At 65.9% G+C, this 15,538-nt stretch carries 16 protein-coding genes; 4 read left to right on the top strand and 12 right to left on the bottom strand.

The window, feature by feature from the left end; genetic code table 11:
• From ACMUOO_RS13105 to ACMUOO_RS13060, 10 genes are all read right to left on the bottom strand, one after another.
• Positions 1–939 (bottom strand): pre-peptidase C-terminal domain-containing protein (locus tag ACMUOO_RS13105; protein WP_413855470.1); only part of this gene is annotated, 939 nt, incomplete at its 3' end.
• Positions 940–995: 56 nt separating this feature from the next.
• Entirely contained in the window at positions 996–1,454 is a 459-nt protein-coding gene (locus tag ACMUOO_RS13100; protein WP_301917241.1) for a hypothetical protein, read from the bottom strand.
• Between the two features lie 320 nt (positions 1,455–1,774).
• Complete coding sequence (locus tag ACMUOO_RS13095) at positions 1,775–2,449, bottom strand: DUF1523 family protein (protein ID WP_301917242.1); 675 nt, start codon at positions 2,447–2,449, stop codon at positions 1,775–1,777.
• Between the two features lie 7 nt (positions 2,450–2,456).
• A complete protein-coding gene (locus ACMUOO_RS13090) occupies positions 2,457–2,735 on the bottom strand; it encodes a hypothetical protein (RefSeq protein ID WP_301917243.1) in 279 nt (92 codons plus the stop codon).
• A complete protein-coding gene (locus ACMUOO_RS13085; RefSeq protein WP_301917244.1) occupies positions 2,732–4,102 on the bottom strand; it encodes a DUF6638 family protein in 1,371 nt (456 codons plus the stop codon). Before ACMUOO_RS13085 ends, ACMUOO_RS13090 begins: the two co-directional genes overlap by 4 nt.
• Positions 4,099–4,530, bottom strand: coding sequence for an endonuclease domain-containing protein (locus tag ACMUOO_RS13080; RefSeq protein WP_301917245.1), 432 nt, complete (start codon positions 4,528–4,530; stop codon positions 4,099–4,101). Before ACMUOO_RS13080 ends, ACMUOO_RS13085 begins: the two co-directional genes overlap by 4 nt.
• Before the next feature lie 308 nt (positions 4,531–4,838).
• Positions 4,839–5,189: a hypothetical protein gene (locus tag ACMUOO_RS13075; RefSeq protein WP_301917246.1), complete on the bottom strand. Its 351-nt coding sequence runs from the start codon at positions 5,187–5,189 to the stop codon at positions 4,839–4,841.
• Positions 5,190–5,217: 28 nt separating this feature from the next.
• Positions 5,218–7,155 (bottom strand): AAA family ATPase, encoded by a 1,938-nt coding sequence (locus tag ACMUOO_RS13070; protein ID WP_301917247.1) that lies wholly within the window; start codon positions 7,153–7,155, stop codon positions 5,218–5,220.
• 70 nt (positions 7,156–7,225) lie between these two features.
• Complete coding sequence (locus ACMUOO_RS13065) at positions 7,226–8,353, bottom strand: hypothetical protein (RefSeq protein ID WP_301917248.1); 1,128 nt, start codon at positions 8,351–8,353, stop codon at positions 7,226–7,228.
• Positions 8,354–9,430, bottom strand: coding sequence for a hypothetical protein (locus tag ACMUOO_RS13060; protein WP_301917249.1), 1,077 nt, complete (start codon positions 9,428–9,430; stop codon positions 8,354–8,356). It abuts the gene before it with no gap.
• Positions 9,431–9,585: 155 nt separating this feature from the next.
• Between ACMUOO_RS13060 and ACMUOO_RS13055 the strand changes: the two genes are divergently transcribed.
• On the top strand, positions 9,586–10,872 hold the full coding sequence (locus tag ACMUOO_RS13055) for an acetylornithine deacetylase/succinyl-diaminopimelate desuccinylase family protein (protein WP_301917250.1): 1,287 nt from the start codon (positions 9,586–9,588) through the stop codon (positions 10,870–10,872).
• A gap of 12 nt (positions 10,873–10,884) precedes the next feature.
• The gene (locus ACMUOO_RS13050) at positions 10,885–11,781 is read left to right on the top strand and encodes a sulfotransferase (RefSeq protein WP_413855465.1); all 897 of its coding nucleotides are present in this window, start codon (positions 10,885–10,887) and stop codon (positions 11,779–11,781) included.
• 18 nt (positions 11,782–11,799) lie between these two features.
• Here ACMUOO_RS13050 and panC read toward each other — a convergent pair whose 3' ends face one another.
• Both panC and panB read right to left on the bottom strand, forming a co-directional pair.
• On the bottom strand, positions 11,800–12,639 hold the full coding sequence (gene panC, locus ACMUOO_RS13045; RefSeq protein WP_301917252.1) for a pantoate--beta-alanine ligase: 840 nt from the start codon (positions 12,637–12,639) through the stop codon (positions 11,800–11,802).
• A complete protein-coding gene (gene panB, locus ACMUOO_RS13040; protein ID WP_301917253.1) occupies positions 12,636–13,460 on the bottom strand; it encodes a 3-methyl-2-oxobutanoate hydroxymethyltransferase in 825 nt (274 codons plus the stop codon). The genes panC and panB overlap by 4 nt, the downstream gene beginning before the upstream one ends.
• Before the next feature lie 159 nt (positions 13,461–13,619).
• Here panB and ACMUOO_RS13035 point away from each other — a divergent pair, with 159 nt between their 5' ends.
• Both ACMUOO_RS13035 and ACMUOO_RS13030 read left to right on the top strand, forming a co-directional pair.
• A complete protein-coding gene (locus tag ACMUOO_RS13035) occupies positions 13,620–15,092 on the top strand; it encodes an ABC transporter substrate-binding protein (RefSeq protein WP_301917254.1) in 1,473 nt (490 codons plus the stop codon).
• A gap of 85 nt (positions 15,093–15,177) precedes the next feature.
• On the top strand, positions 15,178–15,538 hold a 361-nt coding region (locus ACMUOO_RS13030), incomplete at its 3' end, for a hypothetical protein (protein WP_413855462.1).

The following is a 15,538-nucleotide window of genomic DNA, read 5'->3' as shown; positions in this document are numbered from 1 at the left end:
GTCGGCATTGACCGTGGTGTTGTCGATCTGGTCGAAATAGGACATCACCGACATCTGCCAGCTGTCATTGGCAAAGACCGCATCCGTCGGATAGGTCGCCGAGACGTTGTAGCTTCCCTGGTGGCCAAGTCCGAGCGCGTGGCCGATCTCGTGCAAATAGGTCTGGAAGCTGTAGCTGCCCATGGCCGTGCCGTAGCTGGCGAGCCAGTTGACATCGATGTTGACGGTGGAAGACATGATTGTCGCGCCGCTGGTCACGGACGAGGCGAAGGCGCCGGGCTGGTTGTCGTCGAATGTGATGTCGGCGGTGCCGATGACCTCGACGAACTGGAGGTCGGCCGCCCCCTCCCACATATCCAGCGCCCAGCGCGCCAGCTGCTGGCCAGCGGCCGTCAGCGCCGTCAGGTTGACGGTCAGGGTGTTGTCGGTGGTCGTGTCGAACGAGCGGCGGCTCCAGTAGCCGTCGGTGAGGTAGCTGGCGAGTTCGTCCACCGTGCCCGCGGGCGGCAGGCTGCCGTTCGCCACTGAGAGAGCGTAGGTCCCGGTTTCGTTGTCGCCCAGCGAGCGGGCGCTGATGTAGTACGACCCGCTGCTAAGCGCCTGGAACGTCAGCGAGGAGTTCAGGGAGACGCCGTTGTCGTCGTTTTCGGCGATTAGGGTCCCGGTGGAATCGTAGAGCCTCAGATAGGGGTCGAAGAAGGTCGTCGCGGCGAGGTCGATCTGGACGATGTCGCCCGCCGTCAGGTCGATGCGGATCCAGTCGTCGTCGCCGTTGGCGTTGAGGGCGCCGTTGAACGTGTCGCTGACCGCCATGACGTAGGTTGTGGCGGTGCTGCCCGCGGCATCCCCGACCTCGGTCAGGATCTGCTGTGCGGGACCGGCGTGGGTGTAATCACACTCGACACCGGGCGCGCGCGACGCCATGCAAACCGTACACATGAAAATTCACCCCTTGCTACGACGTATGTCTCGAATAATCCCGGCGGCGCACAGCTTCACAGCGGTGCTCCGCCGTGGGACAGAAGATTGGCGGCGATTTGTGACGCGAACGTGGCGCGCAGGTCCGCATCGCCAAGCGACCTGTCGACCACATCGAGCGTCAGGACCGGGCCGGCCTCTTCCCCGGCGGTGTGAGGCGCCTGCCACAGAAGCCGCGCCGAAAGGCTCCGGTCGCTGGCCGAGACGAGTTCGACGACGAGATTGAGCGCCGCAGGGTCGGAGCCAGGCCCCGCCACGCTTGCGGAGACAGTCCGGTCGGGATCGCGGCTCCGCAGGCCCGCCTCCAGAGCGCCGCCGATGTCGGGGCAGAAATCCGCCGCCGCTGCGGCCGCGTCGGCGACGCGGCACGACCATAGCACGGGTTCAGCGCCCACGGCTGCGGACTTGACGCAGCCCACGGCCGCCGTCAGCAACAGGAGCGGCAGGAAGGGCCGCAAGGGCCTGTTTCGATTCATTCAACTCACACATGTTCTCACGGACGAAGGCACAGCCGGGAAAGGTTAACGGAGCCGCCCGCATGCTGTCGAGCCGAAAGGGACGGTTCGTCCTGTCTCGTCGTGTCGGTTCCGGCAAAACTCCGTTTCGCAGGTGGAAATTCCCGCTCCTATCCCTCAGCGTCGGCGCGGTTGACTCTCTTGCCGACCTCCGCCGGGCCGATCGCCTCGACTGGCTACGGCAACGTGTTCCGTTTTCAGGCGCCAAAGTGGATCGCTACGCGCTTCGGCGGTCTCCCGTCACAACCTTTCGGACGCCAATGCGCAGATGACGCCGCTGCTCAGCCTCGCGGCTTGCCCTTCCAGGTCATCAGCCAGGCCTTGAACCGCCCCCAGAATCCGCGCACCTCGTCGGCCGCGTGACCTGCGCGGCCCTCCACCCCCTCCCAGGCCTCGCCAACATCCTCGAGCGCCGGATCGAGCGCGCGTTCGCGGAATTGCAGCCACATGCGGCGGAGCATGAAGATCAGGATCGCCAGCGCCACGAAGAAGGCGATGTTGAACCAGGGGATGATCGTCACATCCGGCCCGGCCACCGGCTTGATGTTGACCGCGTTCGGGAAGGCCGAGACGTAGATGTTGCGCCAGCCGTAGTGCGTGACGACGGCCCACTTGGGGTTCTCGGAGGTTGAGATCATGTCCTGCGCGCGGGCGAGCAGGTTCGCGGTGTCGAACTTGAAATAGGGCGGCCAGGACCAGCCGGTATCCTCGTTGCGGTAGACGACCTCCTTGCCGTTCGCCTTCACCGCCTGGATGAACTGCACATCGCGGTTGATGAGGCCCGTCGCCTGATCGTCGGGCGTCGCCCAGAAGATCCGCGTCCAGTCGCTGAGGTCCTGGCGTTCCTGGTAGGTGCCGACGATCCGCACCACGTCGTGCTGGGGGAGCGTGTAATGCAGGAAGCCGATGATCACGGCCGCGAGGGTCGCGACGAAGGTCCATTTCACATAGCGCATCTCGGCCTCACTGGTAGTTGGTCACGAAGAGGATCGCCGCGACGGCGACCGCGGGCAGGATGAAGACGAAGATGATGAGCCGCCGCCGAAGCCCCGGTTCATAGTCCTTCACGCCGGTCTCGATAAAGGCCTCCCGCGCGTCGGGATCGCCCCCGTCCGGATGGTCGGCCGCCCAGTCCTTCTCAAGCTGCTCGCGCCGGACGGAGCGGGCGTAGATCCACATGAGCAGATAGACGACCGACAGGCCGATGACGCCAACGACGGCGAGGCGCAGCAATGCGATCATCTTCTCTCCTTGCGGACGGCGCCCCAGGGGCCGACGGCGTCGAGGATATCGCCGCGCCCCGGCCGCGACCAGCCCGGGATCGCCGGCGTCTCTTCCATCGCCGGCTCCGGCCCGAAGAGCCGCGACCGCGCGCCCGCCTTGTCGATCTGGTACTCGCGTTCGAGATAGTCGGCGACGTACTCTTTCTTCGCCTCCGGCCAGGACCGGTAGAGGTGGTAGAAAAGCTCCTTGTGGCAGATGAAGAGCTGTCGCACGTCGAGCGGCGAAAGCTCCGCCAGGAGCATGTTGACCAGGTCGCGGTCGGCATGGGGTTTCGCGCGGAGCGTATAGAAATAGGACGGATGGGCGGAGGTGATGCGTGGCCAGGGCCCGCCCGTCTCCACCCAGCGCAGGAGCGCGGCGAGGCCCTGGAACGCCTCGGGGAGCCGCGCGCCGAGGGCCGCGGCCGCCTGCCTCAGGTCGCGCCGCGATCCGTGGCCGATGTCGAGCCCGAGCTCCGCCGCGGCGGCGACGACGATGAAATCCATCTTCTGCCGCAAAATGGCGGACGCGTCCGCGCCCGGCGCGCTGACGATCGGCTCGGCAAGGTCGTTGATCTCGAGGAACTTGGCGATCTGGTTCCGGTCGCCGAGGCCGAAGACATACCTGACCGGAAGCTGGCCCAGCGCCTCCTTCGGCCCGACCGAGATCGCCGCCGGATGGTCGAGGTCGCGGAAGATGTAGATGCCGCCGAAATGCGCCGTCCAGAAATTGCCCTGGTCATAGGTCGTCGCCTTCAGCGCCACCGGATTGCGCGTCACGTCGCCGGTCTTTTCCGCAAGCGCGATCATCTCGGCGATGAGCACGTCGTTCCACCAGGCGTCCTCCTCCGTCCGGAACCTCTCGACGAGACGCGAGAGCTTCTCCGCCTCCGCCAGATGGTTGCCGGTCGTGTCCGCGACCACGGTGATGCGGCGGATATCGAAGAGCCTCGCGGGCGAGGTCAGTTCGAAGACGGTATTCTCCAGCTCCCCCGCCACGGCATCGCGGGCGGTCAGGCTGAAAAGCTGCGCCTCGTTCCCGGCGATGAACTTCGTCAGGATGCCGCGCGAGGTCGAGAACTTCGCGTTCAAGAGCGGTGCCGTCTTCTGGTCGGTAGTCAAGAGGATGAACTGCCGGTTGCAGCCGTTCTTGTTGAGGTAGAGGTGGTCGTCAAGCTCATCGCCCACTTCCGGGCTGTAGCCGGAAATGTCGATGTGGAAATCGGCAAGCTTCGTCTCCTTCCCCGTCAAGGATTTCAGCGCCCGGTTGTAGCGTTCGATCAGCGCCGGGCTTTCGATGGGCACGAGATTGCCGAACATCAGGCCCTTGGAGATGAGGCGTTTCATGATCGGCCTCCATTGCTGCCAGACGCTGCGCCGGTCGCCCGGCGCCTCCCCTCCCCCTCGTGGGGAGGGGATGGGGGTGGGGGGCACGCTTCCAGCGCATCGAGCACCAGTCGCATCACACCTTCGAGATTGCCGTCCACATCCGCGTTCCAGAAGCGAAGCACCGTGAACCCCTCTGCGGCGAACCAGGCATCCCGTGCCCGGTCCCTCGGCCCGCCATGCCCGCCGCCATCGACCTCGATCACGAGGCGGCGGCCAAACTCCGCGAAATCCGCGATGTAAGGACCGACCGGCGCCTGCCTGCGGAAATGCGCGCCGAGCATCCGGTTCACCTCGCGCAGCTTCGTCCAGAGCTTGCGCTCCTGCGGGGTCATCTCCCTGCGGAGATCACGGGCGCGGCTGCGGGTATGGGCGGCGATGCGGGTCACGGGGTCGCCCCCCACCCCCATCCCCTCCCCACAAGGGGGAGGGGAGGCACCAGACGGGCGACGTTCACGCCTCCCTCCCCCCTCGTGGGGGAGGGATGGGGAGGGGGGAGTGTCGCCGGGCTTTCGACCGGGACCAGGTTGCCGAGCATCAGGCCCTTTTCAATGAGGCATTTCACCGTCCCGCTTCCTCTCCATTCGGCAAATCGCGGGCCGTGTCGCGGCTCCCCTCCCCCTTGTAGGGAGGGGATGGGGAGGGGGGCAGAGCGTTGCTCGATTGCCGTCGATCATGTCCAAGTCGATCAGGCGTTTCACCCCTCCGCCTCATGTGGAATGTCTCCATGTGAACGATGAAAGGCCCTTGTGACGGAAAACCCGAACACAACGAGGATGGTGAGAATGGAAATACCTGAGGCCGCCGTCCATGCCAGAGTCTTACCCATTCCAAAGCTGGTCAAAAGTAGAAACACAAAACCGGCTGCAAAACGCCAAAGCATCCAAACCGATGCGGTCAGAGTGAGCATAAAACAAGCGAAGACCACAACAGTCCGGAGCGAATAGATCTTTCCTTCCCCCAATCGTCGCCCCAGTGAAGTCCCGGTGACAAGCCCGGCCAGAAACGGGAGAACTGCCATGAAGAAGAGGACCAAAAACCAGTTCATCGGGCCCCCGTCATGCCTCCGACGCCCGTCACCCCTTCCCCTCCAGATACCGCCGCTTGGCCTCCTCCATCCGCCGCATGTCCCTGACCGCCGCCTCGACGGCGACCTCGTCCGACTTGTCGGCATAGCGGAACTCAGAGTCGGCATAGCGGTTGATCTCCTGCACCACCATCTCGACGGTGATCGGCTGGCGCAGCGCCTCGATCATCGCCTTCTTCTCTTCGTAAGACTTGAACAGGAACCGCTCCGGTTCCTCCATCCACTCGTCCGGCAATTCGAAATCCATCGCCCGCACCTTCACCGCATCGGTGATGTTCTTGACCGCCCGCCCCGTAAACCGCTCATCCGCCTCCTGAATGGCCTTGAGATAGGCCCCGAGCTTGGCGATGGTGTCGAGCGCGCCCACCCGCCCCTCGACCGCGCGCCAGACCGCCTTCAGCCCCTCCTCATGCGGCTCCGAATGGCCCTCGAAACTCGCCGCCACCGCGCGCTTGATCTCCTGCGCGGCATAAAGCTCATGCTCCCCCATCGGGATCGCATGGTTCTTGCCCAAGAGAAGCGCGAGGATGTCGATATAGTCCTCGCGGCTTTGCGGCCCGTCGACGAGGAACCGCGCCCCGGCCCGCTGGCGAAGCGCGTCGTCGACATTCTCGGGGTAGTTCGAGAACATGCCGAAGGTGCAGTTGCCCCGCACCACCGTATTCGCCCCGGCGAAGGCCTCCATCAGCACGGCGGTAATCTCCTGCTGCCCCGCGCTCGACTGCCGGTCGCCGCGCTTGCCCGCCACCTGGTCGATGTCATCGACCGTGCCGAAGCCGATCACGGCGGGGTCCATCACGTTGTTGATGAAGGCTTTCGCGTTCTGCCCCGACTTGCCCTGATACGAATCCACATTGTCGATGCTGAGGTTCTGGTAGCGGAACGGATAGCCCGCCACCTTGCAGTAGTCGTTGAGCAGACCGGCCATCATCTGGATCAGCGTCGTCTTGCCCGTCCCCGGCTTGCCGTCGCCCATGAAGGTGAAGATGAAACCGCCAAGCTCCGCGAAGGGATTGAGCTTCCGCTCGAAATCATAGGCCATCAGCATCTTGGCCAGCCGCACCGCCTGGTATTTGGCGATATGGTTGCCGACCACCTCGTTCGGTTTCTTGAAGGTCATGATCAGGGTCGAGCCGCGCGCCTTCCGCGCCGCCTCGAAGCCCGAGATCGGGAAGTCGTCCGCCTCGACGCGGTAGTTCGCGCCGGTAAAGGCCTCCAGCCGCGGCGCGGAGGCCGCGCGCAGCTTCACCTTCTCCATCAGCTGCTCGGCGAAGGCGAGGACCGTGGGCACCAGCCGCGGCCCCTCCGTCGCGAAGACCGCGATGTCCTGGTCGAGTTCCCAGAGCGCACCGTGCAGCGCCAGTTGCGCATTGTCGGTCAACACCTCCTCGACCGCGCCGATCTCCACCGTCTCCTCGGTGGCATGGGCCGCCAGCAGGAACGCTGTCGCATTGGCGAAGACCGAGAGCACGGCAAGAGCCTCCGCCGCCAGAAGCTCGGAAAACTCGGTCTTGCGATCGGCCGGCAGCCGGTTCTCCAGATTGGCCTTTTTCAACTCGGCAAGTCCGGTCTGCCCGGAAAACGCCTCGCCCACCGCCAGCGCGACCGCGAGCGCGCGGCGCAAGGCCTGCAACACCACCGCCTCGACCGGATCGACGATCGGATCGTCGCCGCCGATCCCGAGGGTCCGCTCGATCAGGCGCACCCCCTCGGGCCGCGCCATCGGCCGCGTCACCAGCCCCGGCGTCGTGGAACGGAACCGCGGCCGCGCGCCGATCCCCGGCGACCGTTCCGCCGGCGCCTCGACGACCTGCGCCCTGGCAATGCGCGGCGCATGATCGAAGCCCGACAGAAGCGCCGCCGCCCCGGCATAGTGCGCCCGGACCGCCTCTTCCTTCAACTCCATCTCGTCGCGCTGGCCACTCATCCCTCAACCCTCATTCATCTTGCTCGAAATACCTTCGGGGGTCCGGGGGTGGAAGACCCGCGGCGCGGCATCAGCCATAGACCAGCACCCGGCCTTCCTTCCCCACAACGAACTTGCGCAGCGCGCGGAACCCCTCGGGGTCCTTCTCGGCCAGCACCTGGAAAGGCCGCTGCGGCAGGATCAGCGACCGGGTGATCCGAGTCGCCCCCGTCTCCGCCCCCTGTGCCGCGAAGGGGTCGAGCCGGAAGACCTCGCGCTCGGTCTTCGAGAACCAGCCCTCCTCGACCTCGACCCGCTCGCTCACCAGTTCCTCGACCGTCCAGGCCAGCGCCCAGTCCTCGCCCGGCTCGGCCTTCGCCTCGTCCAGAACCTCGCGCATCGCGCCGGTCTGCAGCGTGAAGGACGAGGAATACATCGGCCCGAGGTGCAGGCGCCTGAGCCGCTTCGGATGCAGGTCAGCGAAATCCGTGTCGAACCCCTTGGCGATGGTCAGAAGCTTGAGGCCCCCCACTGACTGCGCCAGAAGATGCGCCTGCGCGGCGGGCCAGCGCCGCTCGTCGAGCGGCAGCGCCTTGCGGCCCGAATCCACCACCTCCATCAGATAGACCACCGGCACGTTCAACTGGCTGTCATAGACGCCCCAGTGCAGAAGGTAGCCGCGCCGCCCGCCCGACACTTCGGAAATGAACTCCGCCGCCGGATGCATCTGCGCGAAGTAAAGCCCGCCGTCGCGCAGCGTCTCGTAATACAGCCGCTGCGACAGCGCATATTGCAGCCGCGTCGGCACCACACGCTCGCCGACGATCTGGCGCACCATCTCGTCCTTCAGGCGGGCGGCGTCCGGCATCCCCTCAAGATGCCGCGCCGCCTGCGCGGCGTCGTTGGCCATCGTCACGATCTCCTGAAAGACCGGGAAGCCGCTTTCGTGGAAGTCGATGGTCAGGTGCTTCTGCCCGATGGCATCGAGCCGCCCGGAGACGAGGTATTTCAGGCTCAGCGCCCTGAAGCTGCGGGAAATCGCGCGGATGTAGTCCTCGAGCACATCGCTGTCGAGGTCGGAAAAGGACTTGTCTCTCTCCATTTCGCCAGCGACCGAGATCAAGAGCCGCGTGATCGTCTCGAACTTCGCGAAATACCGCCGCGCGGCAAGGTCGTCGTCGATCACCTTGTGGTCGGTGGTCAGGTCAAGGTCGGGCACTTAGCCACCATACAGGTTCTTGTCGTGCTTCTCGACAATCGCCGCGAAGCGCCGGGCGAAGCGTTCATCCGCCTTGGCCTTCTGCTCAAGCACCTTCCGGGCAAAGACCATCTGGTCCTCATGCGCCTCCAGCATCTCGGCCATCCGCGTGTTCGTGGCCGAGCCGATCCCGGCCATCGCCGCCTGCGCCTCCTGGTCGGTCTTGACCCCGATCTCGTTGATCCGGTGCGCCACGTCCTGCTGCTGCGCGGTCTTCAAGGACTTCGTCAGAGCGTCGTAGAGCACCACCCGCTGCTTCGTATCCGTCTGGAGCTTGTTGATGAGAACCATCTGCGTCGCCGCCTGGTTCTGCAACGAATCTACCCAGGTCTTGCCCTTCTCGATATAGCGCTCCAACGTCTGCGACTTCGCAAGCTTCACCTGCTCGTCCTGCACCATGGCATTGTATTGCTTGTTCAACTCGGCCAACTGGCTTTCCAGCTTGGTCCGCGCCGCCGCATCCTGCTCGACGGAAATCCTGTTCTCCAGCTCGATGATCCTCGGGTCCATCGCCTGAATCTCGGCGCGCAGGCTCTCCAGCTCACCCACCGTCACCTCACGGTCGGTCAGGGTGCCGGTCAGGTTCGCCTCGACCTTGGCCTTGTGATCGTTCAGCACCGCCAGCTGCCCTTCCAGGAGCTTCACGATCGTATCCGACTTCGCGATCAGGTCCTGCAGCTTGTCGTCGATGGTGGCGCCCCGCAGCCGCTCCTGCCGCATCGCCTCGGACTTTCCTTCCGAAAAGAAGCCGACGAAGCTTTCCCACCCGGTCTTCGTGCGCATTTCGTCGAAGTCGCGCGAAAAGCCCGCCGTCACATCGTCGAGCCCCATGATCAGCTCGGCGATATTGGCGTTCATCAGCTCGGTATGCTTGTGGACGTCCTCGAGCGTCGCATTCTCGATGTCGATGGAAATGTCCTGCCCCGCATTCAGCTTCACCTTCGCGGAATCGATCTTGGCCGTCAGTTCGGAAATGCGCGACTGCGCCTCGGCAACCTGCTTCTGGCTTTTCAGAATCTGGGAATCAAAGTCGGCCATCTTGTCCCTCAATGTTAATCGGCTTTACACTATGTCGTGGCCCGCTCAGGTTTTGTCGAGGGCCGCCCGCCGAAAAACTTAGTGCATCGGCGCGCATGCGTCATCCGCTTTTCCGCCCATTGCCCACGGTCAAGCCGCGCGCTAGCGTCAGGGCCATGCCCGACACAGCCGACGACAGGATCATCCGCGAGATCGACCAAAGGCGCGACGCCCTCGTCGCGCTGACGCAGGATTTGATCCGCATCCCGACGCTCAACCCGCCAGGGCACAACTATCTGGAAATCTGCGAATATCTCGCCGACCGGCTGGGCCGTCAGGGCTTCTTCGTCGAACTCATCCGGGCCGAGGGCGCGCCCGGCGACAGCGTCGCGCATCCCCGCTGGAACCTGGTCGCCCGCCGCGACGGCAGCGGGCCCGGCGACTGCGTCCATTTCAACGGCCATCATGACGTGGTCGAGGTCGGCCATGGCTGGACCCGCGACCCGTTCGGCGCCGAGATCGAGGACGACCGTATCTTTGGCCGCGGGTCCTGCGACATGAAGGGCGGTCTCGCCGCCAGCATCGTCGCCGCCGAGGCCTTCATCGCCGCCTGCCCGGATTTCCGCGGTGCCATCGAGATCAGCGCCACCGCCGACGAGGAGACGGGCGGCTATGGCGGCGTCGCCTATCTGGCGCAGCAGGGCCGCTTCGACCCGGCCCGCGTCCAGCACGTCATCATCCCCGAGCCCCTGCACAAGGACCGCATCTGCCTTGGCCATCGCGGCGTCTGGTGGGCCGAGATCGAGACGAAGGGCCGCATCGCCCACGGCTCCATGCCCTTTCTCGGCGACAGCGCGATCCGCCACATGGGCGCGGTGCTGGCCGAGATGGAGGCGACACTCTTCCCGCTGCTCGCCACCAGACGCACCGAAATGCCGGTGATCCCCGAGGGCGCCCGGCAATCCACCCTCAACATCAACTCCATCCACGGCGGCGAAAAGGAGCAGGAGGACGGTTATACCGGTTTCCCCGCGCCCTGCGTCCCCGACCGCTGCCGCATCGTGATCGACCGCCGCTACCTGATCGAGGAAGATCTGGCCGAGGTGAAGCGCGAGCTGACGGCGATGCTCGAGAACGTCCGGGCGGCCCGCCCCAGCTTCCAGTACGAGGTCCGCGACCTCTTCGAGGTGCGCCCGACAATGACGGACAAGGACGCCCCCGTCGTCCGCACCACCGCCGCCGCGATCGAGAAGGTGCTGGGCAAACACGCCGATTACGTCGTTTCCCCTGGCACCTACGACCAGAAGCACATCGACCGGATCGGGCGGCTCAGGAACTGCATCGCCTACGGGCCCGGCATCCTCGACCTCGCCCACCAGCCCGACGAATGGGTGGGAATCACCGACATGGAAGACAGCGCCAAGGTCATGGCGCTGGTGCTGGCGGAACTTCTGGAACCCTGACTGCGAACCGTAATGCCCAGCGACACGACCGATACTGACTGCCTTCCAGTGGCCGCGCCCCTGTTCGACAATCTCTTCCTGAGCGTCGGGGCCATGAAGGCGGGCACGACCTGGCTCTATTCGGTGCTGCGCCACCATCCGGGCATTCACTTCACCCCGGAAAAGGAAATCCACTACTTCTACGCGCGCTACGAGAACCCCAAGGTGCTCAATGAGCGCTGGCGGCTCAACACCGCGAAGCTCTACGGCGGCTTTGATCCCGCGACCGTCGATGCCGCCCTCGTCGCCCGGAACCTCCGCTGGCTCTCCAGCTATGTCGCGGGGCCGGTCGACGACCTGTGGTTCCGCACGCTCTTTCAGGACCGCCGGCGCGAGACCTGGGTCGCCGATTTCTCCAACCTGAACGCGCTTCTCTCCGAGGCGAGCTGGCGCCGTGTGATGGCTGCGACCGAGCGGCTGAGGGTGCTCTACACCCTGCGCAACCCGAGGGATCAGGTCTGGAGCCATGTGCGCTTCCATCTGATCATGACCGGAAACCGCCACAAGCTCGAAACCTGGAGCGCCGACGAACTTGCCTCCTTCGCCCTTTCGAATGCGATCTGGCCGCACAGCGACTACGCCGCGGCAATTCGGCGGATGCGCGCGGTTCTGCCGTCGGCATCCCTGCATGTCGGCTTCCATCACATCATGAGGGACGCGCCGCTCGCCTTCGTTCGCCAGACCGAGGCCTTCCTCGACCTCCCGCCGCACGACTACCCGCCAGCGCTCCTCGACCGGCAGGTCAACGTGACGCCGGAACACCCCATGCCCGCCGGGATGCTCGAAGGCATCGCCCCCGCGGTCAACCGGCTCGTGACCGAACTCGGCGACCTCGGGATCGACGTGCCCGAAAGCTGGTCTGTCCGCTAGATCCCGGAGCGGCTTCCGTCAGACCGCGATGTTGTCGATGAGCCGGACCTCTCCCAGCACGGTTGCCGCCAGAAGTCGCGCCGGACGGTCGAGCGTGGCGAGCGGCGCGAGGTCTTCGGCGCCGCGCAGGTCGAAATACTCCACATCCGCGAACCCCGCCGCCAGCACCGCTCCGCGCGCCTCCGCCAGCGCCGCCGCCGGCGCCGTTCCGGCCCGGATCGCCGCCGTCGCGGCCTGCATCGCGCCATGAAGCGCGGGCGCAACCGCCCTCTCCCGCGCCGTGAGACGCACGTTGCGCGACGACATCGCCAGCCCGTCGGGCTCCCGGATCGTCGGGCAGCCGATCACGCGGATCGGCATGTTCAGGTCGCGCACCAGGTGCCTGACCACCTGCAACTGCTGCCAATCCTTCTCGCCGAAGAACGCCCGCCCCGCCTGTGTCATCTCGAAAAGCTTCGTCACCACCGTCGCCACGCCGTCGAAATGGCCGGGCCGGAATGTCCCCTCCATCGGCTCCGAGATGCCCGCGACCGACACCCTCGTGGCGAAGCCCGGCGGATAGACCTCCTCGGGACCGGGCGCGAAGAGGACATCGACCCTCTCCGCTTCGAGAAGCGCGAGGTCAAGCGCCTCGGTCCGAGGATATTTCGTCAGGTCTTCGGGGTTGTTGAACTGCATCGGGTTGACGAAGATCGTCACGATCACCCGGTCGGACTGCGCCCGCGCCGCGCGGGCGAGGCTCAGGTGGCCGTCGTGCAGCGCCCCCATCGTCGGCACCACGCCGACAAGCATGCCCGACCGCTTCCAGGTTGCCACCCGGTCGCGAAGCGCCGCCGCGCTGCGGATCACCTCGGTCATCGGCCGGGTTCCCCGCCGAAGACATGCTCGGGAGCCGGAAAGCGCCGCGCCCTGACATCGGCCGCATAGGCCGCGATCGCCCTGTCCGCCTCGGCGCCGAGTTCGGCATAGCGCTTCACGAATTTCGGCCGGAACGCGGTGAAGAGCCCCAGCATGTCGTCCACGACCAGAACCTGCCCGTCGCACTCCGCCGAGGCGCCGATACCGATGGTCGGGATCGGCAGGGCCCGGGTGATCTCGGCCGCAAGCACATCGGGCACCTTTTCCAGCACGACGGCGAAGGCCCCCGCCCCGGCCACGGTGGCCGCGTCCTCGCGGATGCGCTCCGCGTCCTCGCCCCGCCCCTGCACCCGGTAGCCGCCGAGCGTGTTGACCGCCTGCGGCGTAAGCCCGACATGCGCCATCACCGGCACCCCGCGCGCCGCGAGGAACGCAATCGTCTCGGCCATATGCGCGCCGCCTTCGAGCTTGACCGCCGCCGCCCCGGTCTCCGCCATCAGCCGCGCGGCGTTGCGGAAGGCCTGCGCCGGCCCCTCCTCGTAGGCGCCGAAGGGCATGTCCACGACAAGCATGGCGCGGGACAGCCCCCGCGCCACCGCCCGGCCGTGCAGGATCATCATCTCCATCGTCACGCCGAGGGTCGAGGGCAGCCCGTGCAGAACCATGCCGACGCTGTCGCCCACCAGAACCATGTCGCAATGCGGATCGACGAGCCGCGCGACCGGCGTCGTGTAGGCGGTGAGCATGACGAGCGGCACGCCGCCCTTCCGCGCCCGGATATCCGGCGGCACCGGCCGCTTCCCCTCAACCGTCGCGCTCATTGCGGTGCTCCCCCCCGGGGTCGTTGCGCCATCATAGCTGCGCCGCAGCATCGTTTCCAGCAGACTCTGCGCCAGCCAACGGCTTGATCGGCGTGCGAAAACGGCGAAATATGCCGGGGATGGCCCGGCGCACCCCGGGCGGAACCGGGAGACCGAGAGATGTTCCACCGCGTTACCACGACCGCCGCACTCCTCGCCCTTGTCGCCGGCCCCGCGCTTGCCGCGCAGGACACCATCACCCTCGGCATGGTGCTGGAGCCGCCGAACCTCGATCCCACGGCGGGTGCCGCCGCCGCGATCGACGAGGTCGTCTATGCCAATGTCTTCGAGGGCCTCACCCGCATCGGGCCCGACGGCTCCGTCCGGCCGGCGCTCGCCGCAAGCTGGGACGTGGAGGACGGGGCGAAGACCTACGTGTTCCACCTCCACGAAGGCGTGACCTTCCACGACGGCACCGCGATGGATGCCGAGGACGTGAAGTTCACGCTCGACCGGGCGCGGGCCGATGACAGCGCCAACGCGCAGAAGGCGCTCTTTGCCGGAATCGAGGCGGTCGAGGCCGTCGATCCCCTGACCGTCCGGGTGTCGCTGAAGGTGCCCGACGGCAACTTCCCCTTCAACATGGCCTGGGGCGACGCCGTGATCGTCGCACCGGAGTCCGTGGCCGATGCCGCGACGAAACCGGTGGGCACCGGCCCCTTCCGCTTCGCCGAATGGGCCCAGGGCGATCACGTCACCCTGACGCGCAACGACGCCTACTGGGGCGAGCCTGTGGCGCTGTCGAAAGCCACCTTCCGCTTCATCTCCGACCCGACGGCCGCCTTCGCCGCGATGATGGCCGGCGATGTCGATGCCTTCCCGAACTATCCCGCGCCCGAGACGCTGGCCCAACTTGCAGCCGATCCGCGCTTCAAGGTCATCGTCGGCTCGACCGAGGGCGAGACGATCCTTGCGATGAACAACAGGAAGCCGCCGCTCGACAACGTCAAGGTGCGCGAGGCCATCGCCCATGCGATCAACCGGCAGGAAATCATCGACGGCGCGATGTTCGGCTACGGCACGCCGATCGGCACCCATTTCGCGCCGCACAACCCCGATTACCTCGATCTGACCGCGCTGTCGGCCCATGACCCCGAGAAGTCGAAAGCGCTGCTGGCCGAGGCCGGTATCACGGGCCTGAAGCTGCGCCTCGCCCTGCCGCCGCCCACCTATGCGAGGCGCGGCGGGGAGATCATCGCCGCACAACTGGCGGCGGTCGGGATCGAGACAGAGATCAGCAATGTCGAATGGGCGCAATGGCTGGAACAGGTATTCAAGGGCCGCGACTTCGACCTGACCATCGTCAGCCATACCGAGCCGATGGACATCAACATCTATGCCCGCCCCGACTACTACTTCGGTTATGGCAAGCCCGACTTCGTGGCGCTGATGGACAAGCTGGCGGAAACCACCGACCCGGCGGCGCGCTCCGACCTCCTGAAAGAGGCGCAGGAGATGATCGCCAGGGACTACGTCAACGCCTACCTCTTCCAGCTTGCCAAGACAGGCGTGGCGAATGCCAAGATCGAGGGGCTTTGGGAGAACTCGCCGAACCAGTCCAACGACCTGACGGCGGTGCATTGGGTTGAGTGACGGCTCGGGCCCGGCAGGCGGACCGCAGAAAGGCAGTGCGCGGCGTCCAAGGCCGCGTCAGACCGCGCAACTGACACTCTTTCTTTTGGCCATCATCGCCCCGGCGATCTGGCTTTTCTATTCGCGCGTCTGGGTGCCCAGACTGCATCAAAGCGAATGGTGGGCGCGCGGCCATCTTATCGTGCCCGACGGTTGGACCTCAATTGCTCTCTGCCTGATGACCGGATTCGGCGTCGCGCTTCTGTTGGCTATCGGAACCCTCAACCGGCACCGTCCGCGCCTCATGTTCCGTCCGACAGGGACGAAGCTGGCTGCCATGGGTCTCTTTGGAATGCTGGCGCCTGTAGGGCTGTTTTACGCCCTGCCGATCGGCGGTTGGTCAATCCTCCTGTGGCTTTTCAATCCGATCAGGCTCGTGGACGCCGGGCGTCTGCTGCAAGTGCTTG

The sequence above is a fragment of the Albidovulum sp. genome, from assembly GCF_041919395.1.
GTDB lineage: Bacteria > Pseudomonadota > Alphaproteobacteria > Rhodobacterales > Rhodobacteraceae > Albidovulum.
Note: the sequence above shows the minus strand (reverse complement) of the source record. Positions and strands in the feature narration are given on the sequence as shown.